Here is a 22,115-nt window from a genome sequence, read left to right as displayed (position 1 = left end):
AGGCCTCACAACCGTTTGCGAACCTCGTCGGCGATAAGCTTCACACCGGACTGGAACTTGGATACGGGCACATATGCGAAGCCAAGACGGAAGCTTCTGCTGTCGCTGTTGCCAATGTAGTAGCGCTGCCCCTTGTCGATCAGAACTCCTTTTTCGCGCAGCCGTTCCGCCAGCGCGCTGGAATCAAACCCCTCGGGCCCGGTCAGCCAGAAGGATGTACTGCCTTCCGTCCTGGATCGCTGCATCATGCCAAGATGGGTGTCGATGGCGTCGTTCATCGCATGCCAGCGCTCGCTGAACCGATCGCCGATCCTCTGTACATGCGCGTCGTAGTGACCAAGACGAAGAAACAGCGCCAAGATTTCCTGAAGAATTGTTGGTGGATGGCGCATCATCACGCCGCGGGCGATGCGTGCCTGACGGATGATATCGCGATGGGCCACTACAAAGCCCATACGGAGCCCTTTAGAGACGATTTTTGACAAGCTGCCGACATAGATCACTCGACCAGTTGTATCTAGTGACCGCAATGACAGGGGGGGCTGTGTGAAGGCGTTCATGGCGACGTCATAGTCGTCTTCGATAATGATAAGGTCTTTTTCCACAGCCGTTTTGATCAGCTCTTCACGACGGCTTTGGCTCATTGTGACCATCGTCGGGAATTGGTGGCTGGGAGTTGTAAAGACCAGTTGACAGCCCTCGGGTATCGCCGATGGGATCAGGCCTTCCTGGTCGATCGGGACCCCGATGAGCGTGTTGCCGGACTGCACAAAGGCATTTCGTGCGCCGAAGTAGCCAGGGTTTTCCATTGCGACCGGGTTGCCCTGAGGCGCGAAGATCGACCCTAGAATGAACAGGGCATTTTGCGCGCCGAGCGTGATCAGGATTTCGTTGTCTTCGGCATAGATACCGCGTGTAGTCAGAAGGCGCTGGCGCAGTTGCTGCAATAGTTGCGGGCTGTCGCTTTCGACGGCGTCGCTGGCCCATGCCGGCATGCGCGCGCGCCCCAGCACCTGTCTGGAGCATTCACGCCAACCGTCAACGGGAAAAAGATCCGGATCGGTTTGATTGTAAATGAACGGATAGGGATAGCTGCGGTAGTCCACAGGCATGATGATCGGTTCAAGATTGTTGGGCTTGAAGTTGACCGGACATTCCTGGGTCTCGCGATCGTCCGCCTTGGCCTTTCCGCGCGCAGTTTGCAGCTCGGCCATCTTCGGGTGAACGAAATAGCCTGATCGATCACGCGACACCAAGAACTCAAGATCCACCAAACGATTGTAAGCTGCAAAGATGGTGTTTCTCGAGACCTCAAGCTGGTCTGCCAACTGTCGGCAGGACGGCAACGGACGGTCGTAGGCCAGCGCATCCGACATGATTGCTGCACTGACAATTTCGCAGACTTGGTCGCGTAAACTGAGACGAGAATTTTCAGGAAGCTTTATGAATCGCAATGCGGTCGAGCTCAAACCTGTCCCCTCATCTAGTGCTTTTGCCAATTGTTGTAACGTTCCGTACAGTAGCCTGTCAGGCTCCTGGCGATCTGTCACCTGCTTTTAGTCAATCTGTCACTTTCACCGGTCCGGGGGCAGGTCGATGATGAGAGCAAGAGAGAAAAGTTCAACGGGAGAATGATCCAATGAAAATGTCGTCAATACTAAAGGCAGTCTGTCTTGCGTCGGCAACCGCATTGTTCACGCAATCCGCGGCAGCCGAAAAAGTGCTAAAACTGGGAACGGTGGGTTTTATTGGCATGCCGATTGGGGATGCCATTGATCAGGCTCTGATCCCAACGCTGGAAGAAGTGTCGGGCGGTCAGTTGAAGATTGAGCCGCACTATCGCAAGTCACTTTGCAGCGAACAGACATGTGGCGAACAAGCGAACCAGGGGCTTCTGGCGCTTTGGACAAGCTCCACGGCGAACTTTGGCAATTTCGGAACGGCGCTTGCAATATTCGATCTGCCTTACATTTTCAAAAGCATCGAGGATGCGGACCGGATTTCATCCGATTGGTTGGCCGAGAAGCAATGTCAGGTCGCTGCTGAGGAGGCGGGTCATGTCTGCCTGACCGTCTATTCTTCGGGTGGTTTCCGGCAGTTGGGCAATGCGAATGGACCAGTACGGGTGCCAGCGGACATGGAGGGGCTTAAGTGGCGCGTTACCAAGAGCCCGATCGAATACACGCTGGTCAAGAACTGGGGTGCCGTTCCCGTGCCGTATGACTGGGCGCAACTCTATCAAGGGCTACAGACCGGTGTTGTTTCTGGCCAGTATGTCGCAACTCCCTGGCAGCATGTGGCCAAGCTGCATGAGGTTGCCCCGTATTTCACCGAGATCGGTGGGTCGTGGTCAGGCAATCAGCTTTCCATCGACAAGCGTCAGTATGATGCGCTGACCGATCAGGAAAAGGAATGGCTGCATACGGCAGCGAAAGCGTTTGGCCAAAGGGTGCAGGAACTGGACCGCGAATGGGTCGAGGCAGGTGAGATTTCCATCAAGGAAACCGCGAAGAACTGGTATGTTCCGACCGAGGAAGAACTTACGCTCTGGCGTGCCGGGGCCATCGACGCCTGGCTTAATGCCAAGGGCACCTACGACCCGGCAACCGCGCGCCGCGTTCTGGAAGAGCAGGGCATGAACAATTTCATTGCTCAGTTGGAAGAGGCCGGCGCGCTCTAATTTGAGCTTACCACGGTCGAGATTTGCAAGGGCGCGGGGTCGGGTTCCGCGCCCTTCAATAACAATAGCTGAAGCGAGATAGATTGAATGGAAAGCGTCGCACTTCTGACGATCCTGGTCGTGATGATAATGCTGGGCGCACCAGTTGGCTTCGTGATGATCCTGATCCCGGTGGTCTATATCCTGATCACCGACGCTGCCCCGATGATCCTGATCCCCAGCCAGATGTTTCAGGCGATCGACTCGGTGCCGCTGACGGCCATTCCTTTCTTCATGCTGACCGGCGAGCTTATGACTTCGGCCACGATAACCGATCGTCTTGTGGATTTGAGCCAGCGGATCATCGGGCGGATGCGCGGCAGCATGGCGCAGGCCAACGTGCTGGTTTCCATGTTCTTTGCCGGAATGAACGGCTCGGTCGTGGCCGACACAGCGACGGTCGGGTCACTCCTTGTGCCGGGAATGAAAAAGGCGGGATACCCGCCGGAATTCGCCGCGGCAATCACCGCAGTCAGTTCCACAATTGGCGGGATCATCCCGCCGTCGATCATGATGATCGTTCTGGCGAATGCGGGTGGCATCTCTGTTGGCGCATTGTTTGCAGGCGGGATCATACCGGGCCTGATGATCGGCGGGCTTCTGATGATCATCAACTACGTCATTGCGCGTCAGAAAAACTTCGAGCGCAGCGAGGAGCCCTTCAGTCTCAAAGGCATCGCCATTGCCGGGTACAAGTCATCCTTTGCCCTTCTGATCCCGGTGGTTCTGGTCGGATCGGTCGTTTTCGGCATTGCCGGTGTGGTGGAGGCGGGTGCGTTGACGGCGACCATCGCGCTGTTCGTGGGTCTGTTTATCTACCGCACCATCACCTGGACCAATTGCAAGAGCGCGTTCGTGCGCGCTTTCCGTAATTCCGCGATGGTCTTCATCATTATCGCGGCTTCTGGCCCGTTCAGCTGGCTTCTTACCTCGCTGGGCGCGATCAGCCAGCTTGAACTATGGTTGCTAAGCTACACCTACAACCCGCTGATTTTTGCGCTGGTTCTGGTTCTGTTCATCTGTCTTCTGGGCATGGTGATGGACTCGGCAGCCAACATTATCGTGGCAGGCCCGGTCCTGGTGGACGTGATGGTCAAGGCGGGCTACCCGGATGTGCAGGCAGCATTGGTGGTCGTGGTGGGCTTCCTGATCGGTTCGGTCACACCGCCCGTTGGCGTTGCCTTCTTCACTGCGAGCGCCATCGCCGAAGTGCGGCTAGAGAAGGTCGCCCTCGCCATGCTGCCCTACCTGGTTGCGCTTTTCGTGCTGCTTTTCGTGCTGATCGTCGTGCCGGACATTACTATGTATCTTCCGCGCGCTCTGGGCTTCGCAAGTTGAGAAAGGAGCTTTGGATGATTGCCGCCATAAAGTTCATCGACAATGCCGTCAAGAAGACGCTGACCGCCTTTTGCGCGGTGCTGCTTCTGGCGATGGTGGCCTTCACGGTCTACTCGGTCGTGATGCGTTATGTCTTCAAGGCCCCACCAATCTGGGGCGATCTTCTAACAGTGCTAAGCAACATCTGGCTGGTCTTCTTCGCGCTCGCCCTCACGGTGCGGGACAAGGACCACATCGCGCTTGACCTGATTTACAACTGGCTTCCACGAAAGGCTGCATTCTTCATCCAACAGTTCTGGACTGCCGTGATTTTCTGTCTGGGCATCGTGATGATCGTCTGGGGGATCGAGGCGGTGCAGACCATGGGCGGCAAATACTGGGAGATGTGGTATTTCACCTGGGAGGACGGCGGTATCGTTTTCAAGCCAAACTACATGCCCAAGAAATTCGCCATCGCGATTGTGCCCATTTCCGGCTTTCTCGTCTGCGTTGCTGCCGTTGCTTCTATAGTCGAGGACAGCTTGCGTTTGAAGGCAGGCACATATCGTCAAGCAGGTGATCTAGATGCCTTCGAATGATGTCCAATCACGGCGGAGAACGTGTAGCTGCGGTGACTGTTGATGGGATACATGCTCCAGAGAACGCGAGCGCTAATAATTTCGCACTTGCAGCGAATGGCGGCAATGTGGGCTGCGACCGCAGTATCCTAAAGACAGGGCCAACGGCAGGAAAAGGGCCGTTCTTAAAAACCGAGCGATCAGGAAATAGGGCGACGCTGCAGTGCCACGAAGCCGATCTTGTGAGGGCCGCTATGCTCAGTCTTGAAGGCTAAGAAACCGTTACCTTCTAACTTCGCTCCTGAATGGTTCGATTTTCTGAGTATCCAAGAAACCGTTTCTGGGCTTTGATGTTCACAAATTACTGGAGCGACAACTGAGCACGCACCGTTAGATGTGCCGGCAAAATAGGAGACCCTGAAATGCTAGCCGATCAATACGGATTGCCATTGACTACCAGCGTGCTGGAGGCCCGAGACGCCTATGTCACGGGGGTTAATCATACCCTTGCCGCAACATTTGGCGCTAGCGATGCCTTTGCCGCCTCTGTCGAGGCCGATCCCGGCTTCGCACTGGGATTTGTGGGGCTTGCAAGAGCACGGATGTATGACACTGACATACCTGGCGCCCAAAAGGCGATGGCGACGGCCCGTGCCTGCGCAACGCAGTTGACCGAGCGTGAGGCGGCTCATCTCGCTGTATTCGAACTGCTACTTCAAGGACGCACGACTGAGGCACGACGCGCAGTTCAGGATCACATTGCAAATTACTCACGCGATGTTTTGGTCGCGCAGATCTGCACCAACATTTTTGGTTTGATTGGCATGTCAGGCGAACCTGGCCGAGAAAGCCTGCAACTTGCTTATACGACGCAACTGCTTGAGGCCCTAGGGGAAGATTGGTGGATCATGAGCGTGCACGGCCAGGCGCTTTGCGAGGTCGGGCAGCTCGATGAGGCGATGTCCATGATGGAACGCTCACTTGCCCTCAACAATGTCAATGCGAATGCCTCGCATTTCAAAGCGCATACGCTCTACGAACAGGGGGCAGGAGAGATCGGCCGCGCCTACCTTGCCGACTGGATCGCGAATTACGATGAACGGTCCGTTTTGCACGGACATTTGAGCTGGCATCGCGCGTTGTGGGCCTTGGAGCAGGAAGATGAGGCGGAACTTTGGGAAATTTACAGCAGCTCGATAGCACCTGCCGCTTCTCATTCGCTGCCCATAAATGTCCTGACCGACGCAGCAGCGCTGCTGTACCGCGCCGAGATTGCTGGTCTCGACGTGGAGCCAGAGCTTTGGAGCGACCTCAGCGACTACGCATCACGGTATTTTCCAAACCCGGGCATGAGTTTTGCTGACATCCATAGCGCGTTGGCACATGCTATGGCAGGAGACGGCGATCGTCTCGCTGTCCTGGCTGAGACGCAGTCGGGATTTGCGGGAGATCTTGTGCGCCCGGTTGCCAGGGCTTGGGGGGCGATCGCCCGGCAAGACTGGACAGCTGCCCTGCAAAATCTGACGCCGGTCATGGCGGAACATGCGCGCCTCGGCGGGAGCAGGGCGCAACGCGACCTGTTGGAGCTAACCTATCTAAATATACTATTGAAATCGGGCCATGCCGACGAGGCGCATCGCACAATCAAGTCCCGACGCCCGATATTTAGCCAAGCCGCTCCTGTCGCCGGGTTTGGTTGAGTTGGCGTTTTGGAAAACACCAATGACCGTCGGGCGCCGATGTGCAGCGCTGTGGGGCTACGTTCTGCGGTTGTCTTGGAAGGCGATGAAAGACCCATATTACCAATCAGTAGCCGTGGGTCATGCTATTGCCCTTCGGAGCCGACAGGCATTAACAACAAACGCTTCTTGCGGTAAGTCGATGCGGGCATCCCAACATATCGCCGGAAGGCATTCCGGAAACTCGACGGTTCTGTGTATCCAACCTCCTCGGCAATATCGTCGATTGGCAGATCGGTTGTTTCGAGCATCTGCTTTGCTTCCTCAATTCTAAGCGTCTGGATATAGTCGACAGGCGTTTGGCCCGTGGCCTTTCGGAAACGCCGCAATAGGCTGCGTTCTGTCAAGCCGCTTCGTGCGGCCATCGCGGCAACTGGTGTCGCAAGGGCGTAGTTATCAGCGGCCCAAACCTGAGCATCCGCAACCAATGCATCTTCGGTTTGAGCGCCTGCGGTGAGAGAAGCGTAGTGCAGCTGTCCCTCACTATGCGGCTGCAGCAAGTAAATCTTGGCAATGCGGCGGGCTTCATCCGGGCCTGCAATCCGCCCAATCAGATAAAGCACCAGATCGCCCCAGGCCGACGCGCCACCGGCAGTCACAATCCGATGCCCTTCGCCCGCAGGGATAAGGATACGTTCGCGACGCATTTTGATTTCGGGGTATTGCCGAGCGAGTAGGTCGCAAAAGCTCCAATGGCTGGTGGCATCGAGCCCATTCAGCATTCCGGCCTCGGCCAGCAAGTAGGCGCCGGAACAGACCGATGTGATCAACGCGCCATCGTCTTGTGCTTTCCTGAGCCACGGGATGAATTGCGCAAATTCTTCCGGCGTTCCCGTACCTGGCGCAAAATGAAAGTCAGGAATGATTACAAGATCGGGTACTCCAAAGCTTTCCAACGATCCATCCGGTGTAATGCGTCGTCCGTTGATGTCGTCATAAGCCGCACCATCAACCGAGAGCAATGCGCCGTCAAAAACAGGTGGTCTGGGCATATTACCATGTAGCATTTCCCAGTCCCGTCCCACAGACGCCAAAGCATCAAGAATACAATAGGCTGTCGAAGTTCCGACGCAGGGCATGGTCAGAACCGCTGTGCGGCAGGTGGTTTTCTTATCCAGCATGGGTATGTCCGATATTCACCGATTTGGTCATATGTCGACATATCACGACACGATCTCGTCGGGCAATACAGTTGCATTGAATGTGACAGTCCGAGCAAGTGGAACGCCATCCAGCGTCTTCTCAGATCTGTCCCTTGTTGAAACTGAACGACCTGAATGGAGCGTAATATGACGTCGACAATACTGCCGCATCAATCTGATCAGCTATTTCTGACAGATGCCGGACTTGAAACCTGGCTTGTGTTTGAGAAGGGTTTCGACATGCCCTGCTTTGCGGCCTACCCACTGGCACAGCAGGAGGTAGGCCGCGCCGCATTCAAGGAGTACTTTGCCCCGATCTTTGAACTGGCCCGCCAAAATGGAACAGGGTTCTTACTGGACACTTATACATGGCGCGCCAACCCTGATTGGGGTCAGGAGCTCGGCCACGATTTGGATCATCTGCGGCATGTGAATTGCCAAGCTGTACAGGATGCCAAGGAACTGCGCCGCACGTTGGGCCACGGGTTGAATGTCCTTATCAATGGCATCATTGGTCCACGTGGCGATGGTTATGATCCAAAATCCATCATGACCATCGAGGAAGCGCAGGCTTACCATGGTTTTCAGGTTGGGGTCCTTGCTCACGCAGGCGTCGACATGATCAGCGCGCTGACACTCACTAACGTGCCAGAGGCAGTTGGTGTCGCCAATGCCGTCGCAGAGTTGGGTGTGCCTTGCGTTATCAGCTTTACGGTTGAAACCGATGGGCGGCTTCCTACAGGCGAGATGCTGCAAGACGCCATCACACAGGTTGATACCGCGGCCACAACAAAGCCCGCATATTACATGGTCAACTGCGCCCACCCCGATCACTTTCGCACCATGATCCCTGAGGGTTCCGATTGGGCGCAGCGTATCGGAGGCGTGCGTGCGAATGCTTCGCGCATGTCACACGCAGAACTTGATTGCTGTGAAACGCTTGATGATGGCGATCCGGTCGAATTGGGCGCGCAGTACGCGCAATTGAGGCAGCTGCTTCCAGGAATGCGTGTTGTCGGTGGATGCTGTGGGACAGATCACAGGCATCTGGCCCAGATCTGTGCCGCATTGACCCGCTGATATCAGCCTCGAAACGACTGTTAAACCCGCCCCTTTTTTGGAGATTTATGATGACTCATTCTCATTCAATAACCGCCATTGTCATCGGCGCTGGCTTGTCCGGTTTGGCAGCCGCCACTGAATTGCGTGACCGCAATATACCCGTCACGATTCTGGAGGCCTCAGACCGGGTTGCCGACCCGTGGCGTGCGCGCCATCCGAAGTTGCGGCTGAACATTCACCGCCATTTTGCCCGTCTCCCAGGTCACCATGAACCTCGCCATCACGGCACGTATTTGCCCCGGGATGCGGTCGTTGATTATCTCAGCGAATATGCGGCTGGATTGGCGTCCGATATCCAATTTGAAACCTGCGTCCAGTCGGTGCACCGTCTTGTAGGTGGTTGGCAGGTTGAGACCAACAAGGGCACATATACCTGCGCTCATCTGATAGTTGCAACCGGGCGCGAAAAAGAGCCCGACATGCCCATCTGGCCCGGCCTAGATGAGTTTGGCGGTAAGGTTATTCACGCCGCTGATTTCGAAGAACCATCCAGTTATGACGGCAAAAAGGTGCTTGTCGTGGGCGCCGGAAACTCCGGCTCGGATGTGTTGAACCACTTGTCGCGGGCCAATCCTGCACAGGTTTGGATCTCTGTCCGGAACGGGCCTTCGATCCTGCCAACGCGGATATTTGGATATCCGATGCACAGAATGGCCAGGTTGTTTTCCCGCACCCCCAAATGGGCTCTCGATCCGCTGATGGCAGGGATGCAATGGATGAATTTTGGCAACTTGCGCCGCCATGGATTGCCCCGACATCGCAAAGGCGGCGGATCACGCCTGATCAATGATGGGGTGACGCCCGCACTGGATGACGGGTTTGTCAAAGCGTTGAAAATGGGTCGTTTCGAGGTCGTGGGTCAGGCTGTCGGCTTCTCACCCTACACTGTTGAACTGGCAGACGGCCACAAAGTCGATCCTGACGTGGTGATCTGTGCAACGGGCTACCAGACGGGTCTGGAGGACCTGTTTGGACATCTTGGCGCATTGGACAAGCGTGGGTATCCGCTGTGCCCGGCTGGTCAAAAGGACAACCGAAATCCGGGCCTTTGGTTCACAGGGTTCGGTGTGTCATTCGAAGGCTTCTTCTATGCCGCCGGTGTCAGTGCAACTCGCCTTGCGACCAGCATTTCGGCGCAAAACTCGCAGCTGTCGAATGAGAGACGGACAACGCGTGCGGCACAGCTTGATCCCCCTCAATCGCTTACTCTGAAAGGAACTCTTCAATGACCATGATGGATCAACCCAAGGGGCTGAGTGGCAGACGTCGCGCAAGGATGAACGCCGCCAAATTCTTTACCTGGAGGCGCGCACGCCAAAGGAACAAACGTGACCTGCGAAAACTGGCGCAATTGCCCACCGATCTCTTGCGGGACGTTGGCCTCGAACATCTGCGCGACTTGAAGTCGGACACTGCAGACCATCACCGCCTGTTTTGAGAGGCGCGCAATTTTCGAAATCTATTGATCAAAGGAAATTAAAATGTCCGTTTTCAAGACAGGGAAACTAGCCGAGATGGCAGGAAGGACGAGTTCACTGGCTTCCTTGCCCGCGCGGGTTCTACCTGCTGCAACCGGAACGGCACTCTTGATTGTTGGCACATTGGACTCGGTGCATGCCCAACCGGAAAGCGCATTGTCGTCCCTTTTGCCTTCAGCCTTGGGGGACAGTGACTTTCTGTATGACGGCAAGCCGAAAGCAGAGCTGGTCGAGTTGGGGCGGAATCTATTTTTTGATCCGATCCTGTCAGGCAATCGCAATATTTCTTGTGGCACCTGTCATGACCCGGCACGCGGCACCAGCGATGGTATCGCTCTGTCGATTGGCGAAGGAGGAACAGGTTTCGGCGATAAGCGCCGGACTGCAGACGGGGTTACCGAACGCATCCCACGCAACGCGCAGGCTCTATGGAACATTGGCGCAAAAGAATATCGTTCGATGTTCCATGACGGGCGGGTAGAACCTGACCCGCTTGCAACATTTGACAGCGGGTTCTGGAGCCCGGCTCGCGAACATCTGCCCGTTGGTCTGGACAGTGTATTGGCCGCGCAGGCGATGTTTCCGGTGCTCTCGGCCTCAGAAATGGCCGGGCAAAAGGGTGAGAATCCGGTCGCCACCGCCGTTGCAGAAGATCGTATAACAGACGCCTGGAATTTGCTAGCCGAACGGTTGGCCGACCAGCCGCAATATCGCACCCTGTTTCGCGCGGCTATTCCCGAAGATAATGAAGTCACAATGGTGCAGGCCGCAAACGCACTGGCTGCGTTTCAGTCGGTGGCTTTTCGCTCCAACCAAACCGCGTTTGATCAATTCATCGCAGGCGATCACACAGCCCTTTCTCACACAGCACGCAAAGGTGCGGATCTGTTTTATGGCAAAGCTGGCTGCGCAGACTGCCATTCCGGTGCATTGCTGACGGATCACGATTTCCATGCCATTGCCGTTCCTCAAATTGGCCCGGGCAAGGGGCATGGTGGGGATACGAGCTATTGGCGCGCATCGGGTTTTGGTTTGCACACAGAGGACGAGGGGCGCTACCGCGTCACCTTTAAAATGGACGATTTATTTGCATTCCGCACGCCCAGCCTGCGCAATGTCTCGCTGACAGGCCCCTGGGGGCATGACGGTGCATTTGATGATCTGGAGGCGATGGTGCGCCACCATTTGGACAGTGTCGCTTCTCTTGAAGCTTTTGATGCTGATACCGTGTCGTTACCGGAGCTTGACCAGATCATCGAGAAAACTGGAGATGGATCAGAGTTGATCTTTCGTCCACTTAATCCCGAGCGTCGTTCTGCATTTGACTTGCGCGACCGCTGGGTGCACGGCGCAGCTGAGTTGCGGGAGCGGATTGCGAACGCAAACACGCTGGCACCGGTGCAGCTGGAAGAGCCCCAGATCGCTGAGCTTATGGCCTTCCTGGATTCTTTGACGGACCCGACCGCCAAGGATCGTTCCGCGCTCATTCCCCAAACTGTTCCGTCGGGTTTGGAACCGCAGCCAACACCGCTCGAGCCCGGCGGCTAGCGCCTTAGAACCTGCGCCGTATGAAACCAGTTATCAGAATTCCGGCTCTGCATCGGGGTCGGTTCCCCGGGCACATATGCCCAAATCTAACCAAAGGACCAATGACATGAGACCCTTTCCATTGACCAGTGTTGCCGTTCTGGCCGTGACCATGGCAACTCAATCGAACGCCCAGGATGATATCAAAGTCAGCTATGACGCCGCAGAAAGCATGTCGCTGACGTTCATCTTCCACATTGACGACGGCATGGCCGAGCAGGATGTTTTTTATGAAAAGGTCCCCGGCTCGGGTGAGGTGTTCCGCCCCACAGCTGCGACCCGTGACATGGATGTTCCGCTCTATGCGCCGGGTATTGAGGTAAAGCACAACTTTTTGGACACATCCGATACCGGCCCCTATCCAAAGGGTCGACCGCTTGGCCTCACGCTCGGCGATTGGTTCGCGGCAAAGGGAAGCGGGACATACACCTGTAGCAATGGGGTTGGAACCGTTGATCTGGCCTTTGAAAACCTCGTGCCCGGTGGAGTCTACACTATCTGGCATGATTTCATGGTGTGGCCACCGACCGACCCGTTCATCGGAACATATGATCTGCCCTTTGGCGCGCGCGACGGCTCAGAGAATACCTTTGTCGCGAATGGTGACGGGTCAGCTGATTTTGAGCGCACCATTTCGCCTTGCCTGCAATTGAGCGGAGAGCACCTGGCTGCTGATCTGGGGTTGGCTTGGCATTCTGATGGTCAGACCTATGGCCCACTTCCCGGAGAGTTTTCAACCGTTACACATGTTCAGATGTATGTAGCGCTGCCCGAACGCACTGGCCTGTGAGGTCAAGGATTGGGCAGGTTTCGTACTTGCCCAGACCCAACCAAGCACGAGAGTTCTCCCCATGTTAATAGACCCCAGAACCATCGCGTCTTGTCCACCCAACTTCGTTTGGGACGCGATAATAGACTTTGGCGCTTGGCAAATCCGGGCGCTGACCGTGCAGATTGCGCGTCGATTGGAAAAGGGGTGCTTTGGCATTGGCAACGCGGCTTTCAACATTACCACCAACCAAAGAAAGACCTTGCTATGAAAGTCATCCGCATAAACCAAGATGATAATTTCGGATCGCGGTTTTCAGATCATGACTGGAGCCTTGAGGAGGGCAGTTTCACACTGCCATCACCTGCAGGATACGCAACCACTCCTCAAATGAAGGCTGAGGGGGTGCTGATGATGCATCATCCCGCTGGTTATATTGACGACTGGCACACCGCACCTGAAATTGTTCTCGGGACAGTTCTTCGGGGTGCAGTCCGCATTCAGACAAGCGACATGGATACACGGGTTTTGCAGGCAGGGGATCAGTTTCTGGCCTGTGATCTAATCGGTAAGGGGCACCGCATGTTTGAGGTGAACGATGGACCCTATGACCTTGCCCTTGTTGTACTGAAAGAACCACCGACTGAAGAAGCGTTTGTTCAATGAGGCTGTACTACTTCCCCGATGCCTGTTCGCTTGTCATCAACATTGCACTGCGTGCGGCAAAAATACGGTTTGAACTGATCGAGGTCGACTATGTCACACGACGGTTGCGCGACGGCTCAGATTATAGCCGGATCAATCCAAGGGCTTATGTTCCGGCTTTACAATTGAGTGACGGAAGATGTCTGACAGAAGTCATCGCTATCATCGATTGGATCGATTTTGTTGCACCCGAGGCGGGCCTGCTGGGTGTACGGGGGACGCACAAACGACAAGAGGCCATGATGTGGTTGGCTTTTGTGGGGACCGAAATCCACAAGAGCTTCAGTCCTTTGTTTCGGCGCGGTACTCCGCAGGAGTTCCTGGCGCCAGGACAACGCCACTTGGAAAGTCGACTATCCATGGCCGAACAAAAATTGTCTGGGCAAAGTTCTCTGTGCGCCGATACGCATACGGCTGCGGATTATTATTTGTATGTCACGTCTCGGTGGATGGGTGACTCTGGTCTATGCGTCCGGGACTGGCCGGCCATTCAGGCTCACGCAACGCGGATCGAGTCGCTTGGATTCGTCCAGGACGCGCTGGCTTCAGACATCCGTTAATGAACTCAGACCTCAAATTGGAACAGGGCGCAAATTGATCAGACTCAAAGGGCCTGTGGACTATCGATCAGAGGAGGTAGCCTGCAACGGAACGATCTCCATTGCAGGCGCCCACATCTAAATTGATATCGGTCTCGAAGATCCTAAAAGGTTCAAGATTATCGGTTCGCGACCATCATTGGGGTATCCCGGCGACAAGTACGAAATGGGGCTGGAAGCGATTGAAGAGATCGAAGTAATCGCCGCGCAGCTTTGTGCCGAAGTCTTTGACGCTCAATTTGCAGAGGTGCGGGTCCCGTCCGGGGCGATTGCCAACCTCTATGGGTTTATGGCGACGTGCAAACCCGGTGACACAATCATTGCACCGCCGGCTTCGATTGGCGGGCATGTAACCCACCATGTGGCGGGTTGTGCAGGTCTCTACCATCTGCAAATCATCGAGGCACCCGTTAACGCCAATGGATATACTGTCGATTTGGACCAGTTGCGGGCTTTAGCTCTGTCAAAACGCCCCAAGCTGATCACCATCGGAGGCAGTCTGAACCTGTTTGAACACCCTGTGGCCGATGTACGCTCTATCGCAGATGAGGTTGGGGCGAAGGTTATGTTTGACGCGGCCCATCAATGCGGGATTATTGCAGGTCGGGCGTGGTCGAACCCTTTGACCGAGGGTGCCCACTTCATGACGATGAGCACTTACAAAAGCCTCGGCGGCCCGGCGGGAGGGTTAATCGTTACAAATGATGCCGAGATTGCCCAGGCCCTTGATGCCATTGCATTCCCCGGTATGACAGCGAATTTCGATGCGGCAAAGACAGCTGCGTTGGCCGTTTCCATGCTGGACTGGAAAGACTTTGGCCAGGCCTATGCACAGGAAATGATCGGCATGTCGCAAGCATTGGCAGTGGCATTGGATGCGCAAGGAGTTCCTGTCTTTGCTGGCGCAAATGGGTTTACCAACTCCCATCAGTTCGCTGTTTTGGCCGCGCCCTTTGGCGGCGGTCAAACCGCATCGAAACTGCTACGCAAAAAGGGTTTCTGGCGTGCGGTATAGGCCTGCCTGTATCTGAGGTCGACGGGGACATGAACGGCCTGCGGATTGGCACCCCTGAATTGGTTCGGTGGGGCCTCACATCCCGAGATGCAGACAATTTGGCGCAGTTGATCCAGCGCGGCCTAAGCGGCGAGTCCATTGCTGGGGAAGTTTCAGCCTGGCGCAAGAAATTCTCAAAGTTACACTTCGTACATTGACAATAAAACGGCCATTGGCTTTCTGGAAGCAATTGGCCGCCTTGTCTGCGGGGTGTGAATTCGCTCTGCCGTCGATCATGCAGCAGCAGCGAATGGCAGCTTCGACGGGCCGCACCGCAGCAATCAGAACCTGTGGTCAAAGTCGGCTATGGGCCGGCCCGCGCCTATGGGCACATTTTGGACTTTCTGCCTTCCGTTGGTATGCCAACGGGTGGTCCTTCGAGGTTGTATCTGCGCTAAAGTTCTCTTATTGTTCTCTTTTGGGTCACCTGTCCGACATGAAGGAACCGCTGCATGATTCAGGGAAGTTGTTGTTGTGGTGCGGTGAGATTTGAACTGGCGTCCGAACCGTCAATGATGGGCACATGTCATTGCTCGCGCTGCCGCAAGGCTGGTGCCAGTACAATCGTCTTCGTGAAGAAGGAAGACCTGAACTGGCTTCAGGGTAAGGAGCATGTGGCGCTTTACCGACCCGCGCCGCCCTATAAATACGGCCGGTGTTTCTGCAAGGTCTGCGGCACGTCGCTCGGTGAAATCCTTTCTGAGGACGCCAGTTTCCCGATCGCCGCAAATGCGCTCGATACGAAGTTTGGTCTCAGGAACCAGTTCCACGAATTTGTGTCCGAGAAACCGCACTGGTATGACATCTGCGATGACGCCCCGCAGTCGGTAGGGCATCCCTAGTCCTGATCCGGACCTGTATCACGGCATGGATGGGCCGTTGGCCACAGGGGGCCAACGGCAAGATCTCAGAGCAGCCGGACCGACATGCCGCCATCGGCGACGAGTGGCGTCCCGGTTACGAAACTCGACCGGTCCGACAAAAGGTAGAGCGCCGACTGGGCAATCTCCTTTGGCTCGGCCAGGCGCTTTACCGGATGCAGGTTGGCGATGAACGCATGTGTGTCCGGGTCGTCGCCAGCCATCGCCGTCATCGTTCCCCCAGGGAGCACGGCATTGACGCGGATTCCGTCGCCTGCATGTTCCGAGGCCAATGCCTGCGTGAAGCCGATCATCCCTGCCTTGGAAGCGGCATAAGCGGCCATTCCCGACATTCCCCCATTGCTGAACCCGACGAAGGAACTGGTGAAGACGATCGCCCCTTTTCCCTGCGCGGCCATGACTGGGACCTGGGCTTTAGCGGCGTAAAACGCACTGGTCAGGTTCGCCGCAATCACCGCGTTCCAGTTCGCAATGCTCATCGTGGAAACCGGGCCCATGTCGCCCATGATACCCGCATTGTTGAAGGCACCATCAACCGCGTCGTATGTCTCCAACGCCAGTGTCACCAAGGCCTTCGAGTAAGCTTCATCAGTGACATCCCCGGCAAGACAGACCGCTTGACCATTGCTTTGCGTGATCTGTCCGACCAGCTGGTCCAGTTCGGCCTGCCGCCGCGCTCCGAGGATGACGTTGGCGCCTTCGGCTGCGAAGAGTAGTGCCGCCGCTGCCCCGATGCCACTGCTTGCGCCGGTCACGATGACAGTCTTGTCTTTCAGTTCCATAGTCATGCCTTTCCACTATTTTGCATGACCATGGGTCTATCGGGTCGCCTGCATTCCAAACGACCCGTTTCCTGCTACTGGTTTGGGTGCGGGGTCCAATACGCAAGAAACGGGTCGGGAGGTGCAGCGGGCCGGGCGGACACGACATGATGGCAGGAGACCTGCGCGGGTGCCTACCGTGCAGTTTGACCGGGGGTTTCTTACTTCGACTTAAGCGGCTGGGTCAGACTTCAAGGCTCGGTGCGGCAAAAGGTAGCTGTGTCCCGCGACCCAGTCATTGCCTCTGCGAAAATGTTGCGCGATCGATCAAAGTCCGGTTTGACGGACTGCGCCGCAGCGCCGACAAGGGGAGCCGAACGGCGGAATTGGGCCGTCCACCGCGGGGACAGCTCGGACTGTTCCAGCTGATGCAGCGCAGCCTTCGAAGACGGCGGTGAGCCCATTTTGACTGACTTCCGCTGCGCAGCCAATGACCGCTGTCGCGACTTCTCTATTGCTCGACCACCCCAAGTTTGTCTGGATTTCTCATGATGTATAGCCAGGCTATTTTCCCATTTTCATCGGGTGCAAGCGTTGTGACGGAGTCCAGCCGCCCGAATTGATAGCGCAACAAGGCGGGTTTGGTATTCACTGTTGCAATCCGGGTCGTCCAGCCCGGTTCATGGCGTGCTTTTTCGTACAAAGCCCGGAACACCTGCAAAATCTCGCTGCCACCTTTCAATGGGCGCCGCGCTGCGCGTCTTTTCGCCCCGCCGTCAGACACTGCTGCAGAATTGGGTGTCAGCAATGACAGAGCGGCGTCAAAGTCTTCGGCCATGATCGCCATGAAGAAGCGTTGGCTCAAGTCCGCGACTTCTTCCGGAGTTGTATCGAAACGGGGGCCTGAGTCCTGCAACTTCTTTTGCGAGCGGCTGACAAGTTGGCGACAGGCGACTTCGGTTGCGCCAAGGGTGTCTGCAATATCCGAATAGCTGGCGTCGAACGCCTCTCGCAGAATGAATGCCGCACGCTCTCGTTCAGTGAGCCGTTCCATGGCCCACAGCAATGCCAGCTCGCATTCCTGGGCAAGCTCAAACGGATGCACAGGCTCTTGCGATTCACCTTGAATCAGGGGTTCAGGAAGCCAGGGGCCGACATAGACCTCGCGTTGGCGATGCGCGGAACGCAACGTGTCGATTGCGATATTCGTAGCGACCCGGCGCAGCCAGGCCGCCGGGTTGTCAATCTGGGTCGTGTCGGTTGCTGACCATTTCAGCCATGTGTTTTGTACAGCGTCCTCTGCACCCGCTCGCTCACCCAACATGCGATAGCACAGTGATGTCAGCTTTGGGCGTTCCGCTTCAAATATGTCCGCGACCATGTTCATGATAGATGCGATACCGTTATTACCTCACCCTCGACATTCACGCGGCTACAGGTTTGACCGAAGCCAAGGCCACGTTTCAAAACAGGGTATATTCGTCCGCTTGATGCAGCAAAAGATACCGCCATGACCGCCGCTGTGCCAAAACGCGATTCAATTTCCTTTCGTAGACCGTCCAGTTCGGGGTCATTTGCAATGGCCGCTTGGGCAAACCGGAAACCAAGGCCGACATCCCCTGCCGCCATCGCTTCGCCTTGAAGGCAAAGTGTGAGTTTGTCCCTTGGAACGCCTGCCTCAAGCGCCATATCGACGATCAGTTGGACACATGGCCCGCAGTCACCGTCCAACGTCGATCCAAGCATTGCGCCAGCCCAGACGTTTTGGGCGTCGTTAGGACCACGAAATTGGCTGTAAAACGGTAGCATAGACAGTCGTAGCCCCGCCGATGCCGAAGTATCAGCGATATGTCTCATGTAGCCCGTATCGTAATTGTATCGCGATCCGAACCGCTGAAAGCCCATTTTTAGAAGCGTGCGGATCATGGTGTTGCCCTTTCTGACTTCAGGGTGAGCGCGGAAATGAACCCGGCAAAAGCGGGTATCTGGATCCCTATCAGGTTGGTGAGCGCAACCAGGTCCGCCGGAGTGCCACGATGAAGCCAGATCCAAACATGAAACAGCGCATGTAAGACGAGCCAGGACGCACCGCAAATTCCGGCTGATTTGTCATGTTTGATACCAGCCCAGATCAAAGCCGCCCCGCTTGACAGATAGGCAAGGGCGACATCCTTCGCAAAATGAAAGTTCAATGGCCCTGTGTATGCGACCCCCGGAACCGAGTGATACCAATGCTGCGTGGCGGTCCACATATAGGCGGCTGTCAGAACTGAAATCCCTCCCACTCCGATCAAAACTTTTCTTCGCATCATATCTCCAAATTTGAGGTTTCAGAGATAAGACGATCAGGACTCAGAATTTGTGACGAGCATCAGAATAACAGCCACTGGAGCAGCCACCGCTATGTTGCGTTTTGTCCCGAAGATTGTGAGTTTGCGTGGCCCAAGGTTTTGCCGTTGCGTCGAATGGCCGGTTCGGTGAAGCCGCAATGCAGCTCGAACTGGAACGATGAGAGTCTGGTTTGGGCCGCCGGTGTAGGCGGCCCAGAGATGTTAGATTTCAATGGCTTCAGAAATGGCCAAAGCATCCTCAAGTTCAACACCAAGATACCTGACCGTACTGTCCATCTTTGTGTGCCCCAACAGAAGCTGAACGGCGCGAAGGTTGCCAGTCTTCTTGTAGATCTGAGTGACTTTCGTGCGCCGCATCGAATGCGTGCCATATGCACTGGCTTCCAATCCGATCGACGTGACCCAGTCCCGAACAATCCGCGCATACTGGCGTGTCGATATGTGAAGGCGCTCATGAAAACGGCCCGGCCAAAGATACTCTGATCCGATCATCAGTTCGTCTTCCATCCATTTCTCGACGGATGCGCGGGTGCCTTCCGATATCTCAAACCGGACTGGCTTCTGCGTCTTGCTCTGCAGCACGTTCCTTGATCTGGCCAGACGCCATCACATCCACAACTTTTATCTTCACAAGGTCGCAGCCGCGAAGCTTGCTGTCGATTGCCATATTGAACAGAGCAAGATCACGATGGTTCTCTGCCAATTCAAGCCGCACCCGGATTGCCCAGACATGCTTAGGTTTCAGTGGCCGCTTCTGACCGACGATGCGGCCCTTGTTTCAGGCTGGCCGAAGTGCGCGAATGGCAGGTAAGTTTGGTATTTCCATGACTGATCCTCCGATCCGCCATGCCCTCCCAAAACGACAACCCGACGTTGACACAGACGTCATACCACAGGATGCCGCGCCGCCTCCGACGTCAGGAACCGAGTCCGACCTGCCCATTCGACAGAGCGCAGCGAAAGTCAGCTTTTTATGGCTTGGCCATAAATGCGGCTCGGATCGCCTCCTTCATAGCGTCCTGAGGCCCCTGTTCTTTCGGCTTGCTGGAGGCCATCACCAGCTTGGAGGCAGGCGTGTTTCCGAGGCCCAATGCATCGTTCACCACAGATAAGCCGCCGTGCAGCGAGGAGCGACCGAGCAGACCCACTGCGATCCCGGCTTCTACTGCTGCAATCACACCAGAGACGCTTTGGCTGGAGTAGACAACGCGATATGGCTGTCCACGGGCTTGCAATGAAATGACCGCCGCGTCGCGCCACCAGCACGCATGATCGAACAAGGCCACTGGAAGGCTTTCATCGGCCCGAAAGTGCCGGTGCGCCGACGACACCCAACATGTCGGGTCTTCATAAACAACCTCCTCGTGGCTGGACGGGCTTTCGACCTCATAGACCGCAAGGTCCAGCGACCCCTTATCGAGGGCTTCTGGAAAACTTGTACTCAAGGCGCAGGTGACATCCAGTTCGACTTTCGGATGTTGACGGGCAAAGGTCGCAATGATCGCCGCAAGTCTGGCGCGCCCGTGATCGTCGGGTATGCCCAAACGCAGTTTGCCCTTACTGTGTTCTGTGAAATCTCTCGTAGTGCCGCGTCGAGACGCGCCGTCACCTCCTGCGCGACTGGAAAGAGCTTTCGTCCCGTGTCGCTCAGGACCACCCCGCGACCATGCCTGTCAAAGACCGGCTGACCCAGGATCGCTTCAAGGCGCTTGATCTGAAGACTTGTCGCAGATTGCGACCGGTGGATGCGGGCAGCACCGTCCGTGACGCTTCCGGCATCAGCCACAGCGACGAAGGTTCGCAGAAGATCGCTATCCAGATTTTCCATCTGTTTTTCCAATACCGGAAATTGAAGCTATGCGTTTCACAGATGCCTTGTGCCGCACTATTTTTCAAGGTCAGAGGAGTATCCCATGTCAGATCAGACAGCTGCCAACCGACCATCTAACCGGAAACCCCTGGTGTGGGGCGTGTCTTTGCTGCTGCTGGCAGGCGTCTGTCTTGCCTGGCCGGAACACGCCGCAAACGCAGCAAAGTTTGTCCTATGGGGCCTGATTGTCGTGGCCCCCATCGTCATTCCGGGCATCGTGCTTGCAGCCTGGATCATCGCAAGCGGCGCGGATACCCACATCGCTGGTGCCTTCCAGGGCAGGACACTGAGAACGGTTCTGGCGGCCTCGCTCACTGGAGCCATCACGCCCGTATGCGGTGTGACCGTGCTGCCTTTGATGGCCGGATTGCTGGCTGCGGGCGTACCGCTCGCTCCGATCATGGCATTCTGGCTGTCCTCCCCAATAACTGATCCGGCGATGCTCGCGACAACAGCCGCGACACTGGGTTTGAGCTTTACGATCGGCAAAACACTTGCAGCTTTCGGATTAGGCATATTCGGGGGCGCGGTCACAGGGCTATTCGCCAAGACACCTTGGGCAAAGAGCGCGCTTCGAGATAATGGTCTTGCGCGCCAACTGAGTGCCGCACGATGCGGCAAGGATCAACCCTTTGATCCATGGGTATGGCGGTCTGAGGCACGAAGGCATTCTTTCAGCAGACAGTTCTGGGCGACCACGCGGCTGATCCTGATCTGCCTGATCCCGGCGTTTGCCGCCGAGTATGCCCTGAACGCCGCACTGACGCCGGGCGCACTGGCAACATTTGTTGGCGAAGACAAATGGTGGGCAATACCCGCCGCAGTCTTCGTCGGTGCTCCAGCTTATATTGACGGTTACGCTGCGCTCCCTCTGACACGAGGGTTGATCGACAACGGCATGTCCGAAGGCGCGGCGATGGCATTCCTCGTCTCGGGCGGCGTGGTCAGCATTTGGGGCGCGATGGCCATTGTACCAGTTCTCAAATTGAAACCGTTCATGCTCTATATGTTGCTTGCAGTTCTGGGGTCGCTCGGGGCGGGGTATGTCTTTGGGTGGATCGTCTGAGATTCAGCGTTAACGGGAAGCAGACGTTCAGCAACCGGCAGGTTTGTCCCGCGAACTGTGAATTTGCCCATCACCAAGTTTAGCAGTTACAGCGAACGGCAGCTCTGACGGGTCGCATTACAGCATCTTGACCCCCTAGCCAACGGCAGGAATGGGCCGACCTTGATGGCTGCTAGTCTCGCTGCACGAATCCTTACGCGCGACGCCGCAAGTCGGTTAGGAGCCCAGATAGAAGGGGCAATATGTCTGCTCGGGCCAACTTCAATATCGGCGACGGAATTGACGGTCGATGCCCGTCATCCTAGGTGTTTGATCCCAAGGTTTGATGGTGCGATCCATTCGTTGAAATGGAAGGAAGCATTATGGGACAAGTACGT

General features: G+C 56.0%; 21 protein-coding genes and 2 pseudogenes. 14 read left to right on the top strand and 9 right to left on the bottom strand.

Going from position 1 to position 22,115, the window contains the following annotated elements:
- Positions 1-5: 5 nt before the first annotated feature.
- Positions 6-1,454 carry a MocR-like pyridoxine biosynthesis transcription factor PdxR gene (pdxR, locus tag HW561_RS21580; RefSeq protein ID WP_235963031.1) on the bottom strand — a complete coding sequence of 483 codons (1,449 nt, stop codon included), beginning with the start codon at positions 1,452-1,454 and terminating at the stop codon, positions 6-8.
- A gap of 185 nt (positions 1,455-1,639) precedes the next feature.
- Between pdxR and HW561_RS21575 the strand changes: the two genes are divergently transcribed.
- From HW561_RS21575 to HW561_RS21560, 4 genes are all read left to right on the top strand, one after another.
- The gene (locus HW561_RS21575; protein WP_176867419.1) at positions 1,640-2,680 is read left to right on the top strand and encodes a TRAP transporter substrate-binding protein; all 1,041 of its coding nucleotides are present in this window, start codon (positions 1,640-1,642) and stop codon (positions 2,678-2,680) included.
- 87 nt (positions 2,681-2,767) lie between these two features.
- Entirely contained in the window at positions 2,768-4,057 is a 1,290-nt protein-coding gene (locus HW561_RS21570; protein ID WP_176867418.1) for a TRAP transporter large permease, read from the top strand.
- A 14-nt stretch (positions 4,058-4,071) separates the two neighbouring features.
- The gene (locus HW561_RS21565; RefSeq protein WP_176867417.1) at positions 4,072-4,635 is read left to right on the top strand and encodes a TRAP transporter small permease; all 564 of its coding nucleotides are present in this window, start codon (positions 4,072-4,074) and stop codon (positions 4,633-4,635) included.
- Positions 4,636-5,036: 401 nt separating this feature from the next.
- On the top strand, positions 5,037-6,314 hold the full coding sequence (locus HW561_RS21560; protein ID WP_176867416.1) for a tetratricopeptide repeat protein: 1,278 nt from the start codon (positions 5,037-5,039) through the stop codon (positions 6,312-6,314).
- Between the two features lie 125 nt (positions 6,315-6,439).
- Here HW561_RS21560 and HW561_RS21555 read toward each other — a convergent pair whose 3' ends face one another.
- Entirely contained in the window at positions 6,440-7,474 is a 1,035-nt protein-coding gene (locus HW561_RS21555) for a GlxA family transcriptional regulator (protein WP_176867415.1), read from the bottom strand.
- A 168-nt stretch (positions 7,475-7,642) separates the two neighbouring features.
- Here HW561_RS21555 and HW561_RS21550 point away from each other — a divergent pair, with 168 nt between their 5' ends.
- The 9 genes and pseudogenes from HW561_RS21550 (at position 7,643) to HW561_RS21510 (ending at position 15,651) form a co-directional block, all read left to right on the top strand.
- A complete protein-coding gene (locus tag HW561_RS21550) occupies positions 7,643-8,575 on the top strand; it encodes a homocysteine S-methyltransferase family protein (RefSeq protein WP_176867414.1) in 933 nt (310 codons plus the stop codon).
- Between the two features lie 50 nt (positions 8,576-8,625).
- On the top strand, positions 8,626-9,846 hold the full coding sequence (locus HW561_RS21545; RefSeq protein ID WP_176867413.1) for a flavin-containing monooxygenase: 1,221 nt from the start codon (positions 8,626-8,628) through the stop codon (positions 9,844-9,846).
- Positions 9,843-10,055, top strand: a complete 213-nt coding sequence (locus HW561_RS21540) for a DUF1127 domain-containing protein (protein ID WP_176867412.1) — start codon at positions 9,843-9,845, stop codon at positions 10,053-10,055. The genes HW561_RS21545 and HW561_RS21540 overlap by 4 nt, the downstream gene beginning before the upstream one ends.
- Positions 10,056-10,098: 43 nt before the next feature.
- Positions 10,099-11,643: a cytochrome-c peroxidase gene (locus tag HW561_RS21535; protein WP_235963028.1), complete on the top strand. Its 1,545-nt coding sequence runs from the start codon at positions 10,099-10,101 to the stop codon at positions 11,641-11,643.
- Positions 11,644-11,749: 106 nt separating this feature from the next.
- A complete protein-coding gene (locus tag HW561_RS21530) occupies positions 11,750-12,472 on the top strand; it encodes a hypothetical protein (RefSeq protein ID WP_176867411.1) in 723 nt (240 codons plus the stop codon).
- Positions 12,473-12,718: 246 nt separating this feature from the next.
- Positions 12,719-13,117 carry a cupin domain-containing protein gene (locus HW561_RS23750; RefSeq protein WP_211198729.1) on the top strand — a complete coding sequence of 133 codons (399 nt, stop codon included), beginning with the start codon at positions 12,719-12,721 and terminating at the stop codon, positions 13,115-13,117.
- The gene (locus HW561_RS21520) at positions 13,114-13,716 is read left to right on the top strand and encodes a glutathione S-transferase N-terminal domain-containing protein (RefSeq protein ID WP_176867409.1); all 603 of its coding nucleotides are present in this window, start codon (positions 13,114-13,116) and stop codon (positions 13,714-13,716) included. Before HW561_RS23750 ends, HW561_RS21520 begins: the two co-directional genes overlap by 4 nt.
- A 160-nt stretch (positions 13,717-13,876) precedes the next feature.
- Positions 13,877-14,967: pseudogene (locus HW561_RS21515) on the top strand (aminotransferase class I/II-fold pyridoxal phosphate-dependent enzyme); the annotation flags it as partial.
- Between the two features lie 294 nt (positions 14,968-15,261).
- The gene (locus HW561_RS21510) at positions 15,262-15,651 is read left to right on the top strand and encodes a GFA family protein (RefSeq protein WP_176867408.1); all 390 of its coding nucleotides are present in this window, start codon (positions 15,262-15,264) and stop codon (positions 15,649-15,651) included.
- A gap of 65 nt (positions 15,652-15,716) precedes the next feature.
- Here the strand turns inward: HW561_RS21510 and HW561_RS21505 are convergent, their stop codons facing one another.
- From HW561_RS21505 to HW561_RS24080, 7 genes and pseudogenes are all read right to left on the bottom strand, one after another.
- Positions 15,717-16,472, bottom strand: a complete 756-nt coding sequence (locus tag HW561_RS21505; protein ID WP_176867438.1) for an SDR family oxidoreductase — start codon at positions 16,470-16,472, stop codon at positions 15,717-15,719.
- A gap of 490 nt (positions 16,473-16,962) precedes the next feature.
- On the bottom strand, positions 16,963-17,838 hold the full coding sequence (gene sigJ, locus HW561_RS21500; protein WP_176867407.1) for an RNA polymerase sigma factor SigJ: 876 nt from the start codon (positions 17,836-17,838) through the stop codon (positions 16,963-16,965).
- A complete protein-coding gene (locus HW561_RS21495; protein ID WP_176867406.1) occupies positions 17,835-18,377 on the bottom strand; it encodes a hypothetical protein in 543 nt (180 codons plus the stop codon). Before HW561_RS21495 ends, sigJ begins: the two co-directional genes overlap by 4 nt.
- Complete coding sequence (locus tag HW561_RS21490) at positions 18,374-18,760, bottom strand: hypothetical protein (RefSeq protein ID WP_235963027.1); 387 nt, start codon at positions 18,758-18,760, stop codon at positions 18,374-18,376. The genes HW561_RS21495 and HW561_RS21490 overlap by 4 nt, the downstream gene beginning before the upstream one ends.
- Positions 18,761-19,003: 243 nt before the next feature.
- A pseudogene (locus HW561_RS21485) lies at positions 19,004-19,568 on the bottom strand (tyrosine-type recombinase/integrase).
- A gap of 205 nt (positions 19,569-19,773) precedes the next feature.
- Positions 19,774-20,346 (bottom strand): LysR substrate-binding domain-containing protein, encoded by a 573-nt coding sequence (locus tag HW561_RS21480; RefSeq protein WP_235963026.1) that lies wholly within the window; start codon positions 20,344-20,346, stop codon positions 19,774-19,776.
- Positions 20,244-20,630: a LysR family transcriptional regulator gene (locus tag HW561_RS24080; protein ID WP_235963025.1), complete on the bottom strand. Its 387-nt coding sequence runs from the start codon at positions 20,628-20,630 to the stop codon at positions 20,244-20,246. The genes HW561_RS21480 and HW561_RS24080 overlap by 103 nt, the downstream gene beginning before the upstream one ends.
- 85 nt (positions 20,631-20,715) lie before the next feature.
- On the opposite strand from HW561_RS24080, the gene HW561_RS21475 reads away from it, so the two are divergent.
- Complete coding sequence (locus HW561_RS21475) at positions 20,716-21,738, top strand: permease (protein WP_176867405.1); 1,023 nt, start codon at positions 20,716-20,718, stop codon at positions 21,736-21,738.
- Positions 21,739-22,115 lie beyond the last annotated feature (377 nt).

Source organism: Ruegeria haliotis (assembly GCF_013377785.1).
In the GTDB taxonomy this organism is placed as follows: domain Bacteria; phylum Pseudomonadota; class Alphaproteobacteria; order Rhodobacterales; family Rhodobacteraceae; genus Ruegeria; species Ruegeria haliotis.
The sequence above is the reverse complement of the archived record's forward strand: the minus strand, read 5'-3'. Positions and strand labels throughout refer to the sequence as shown.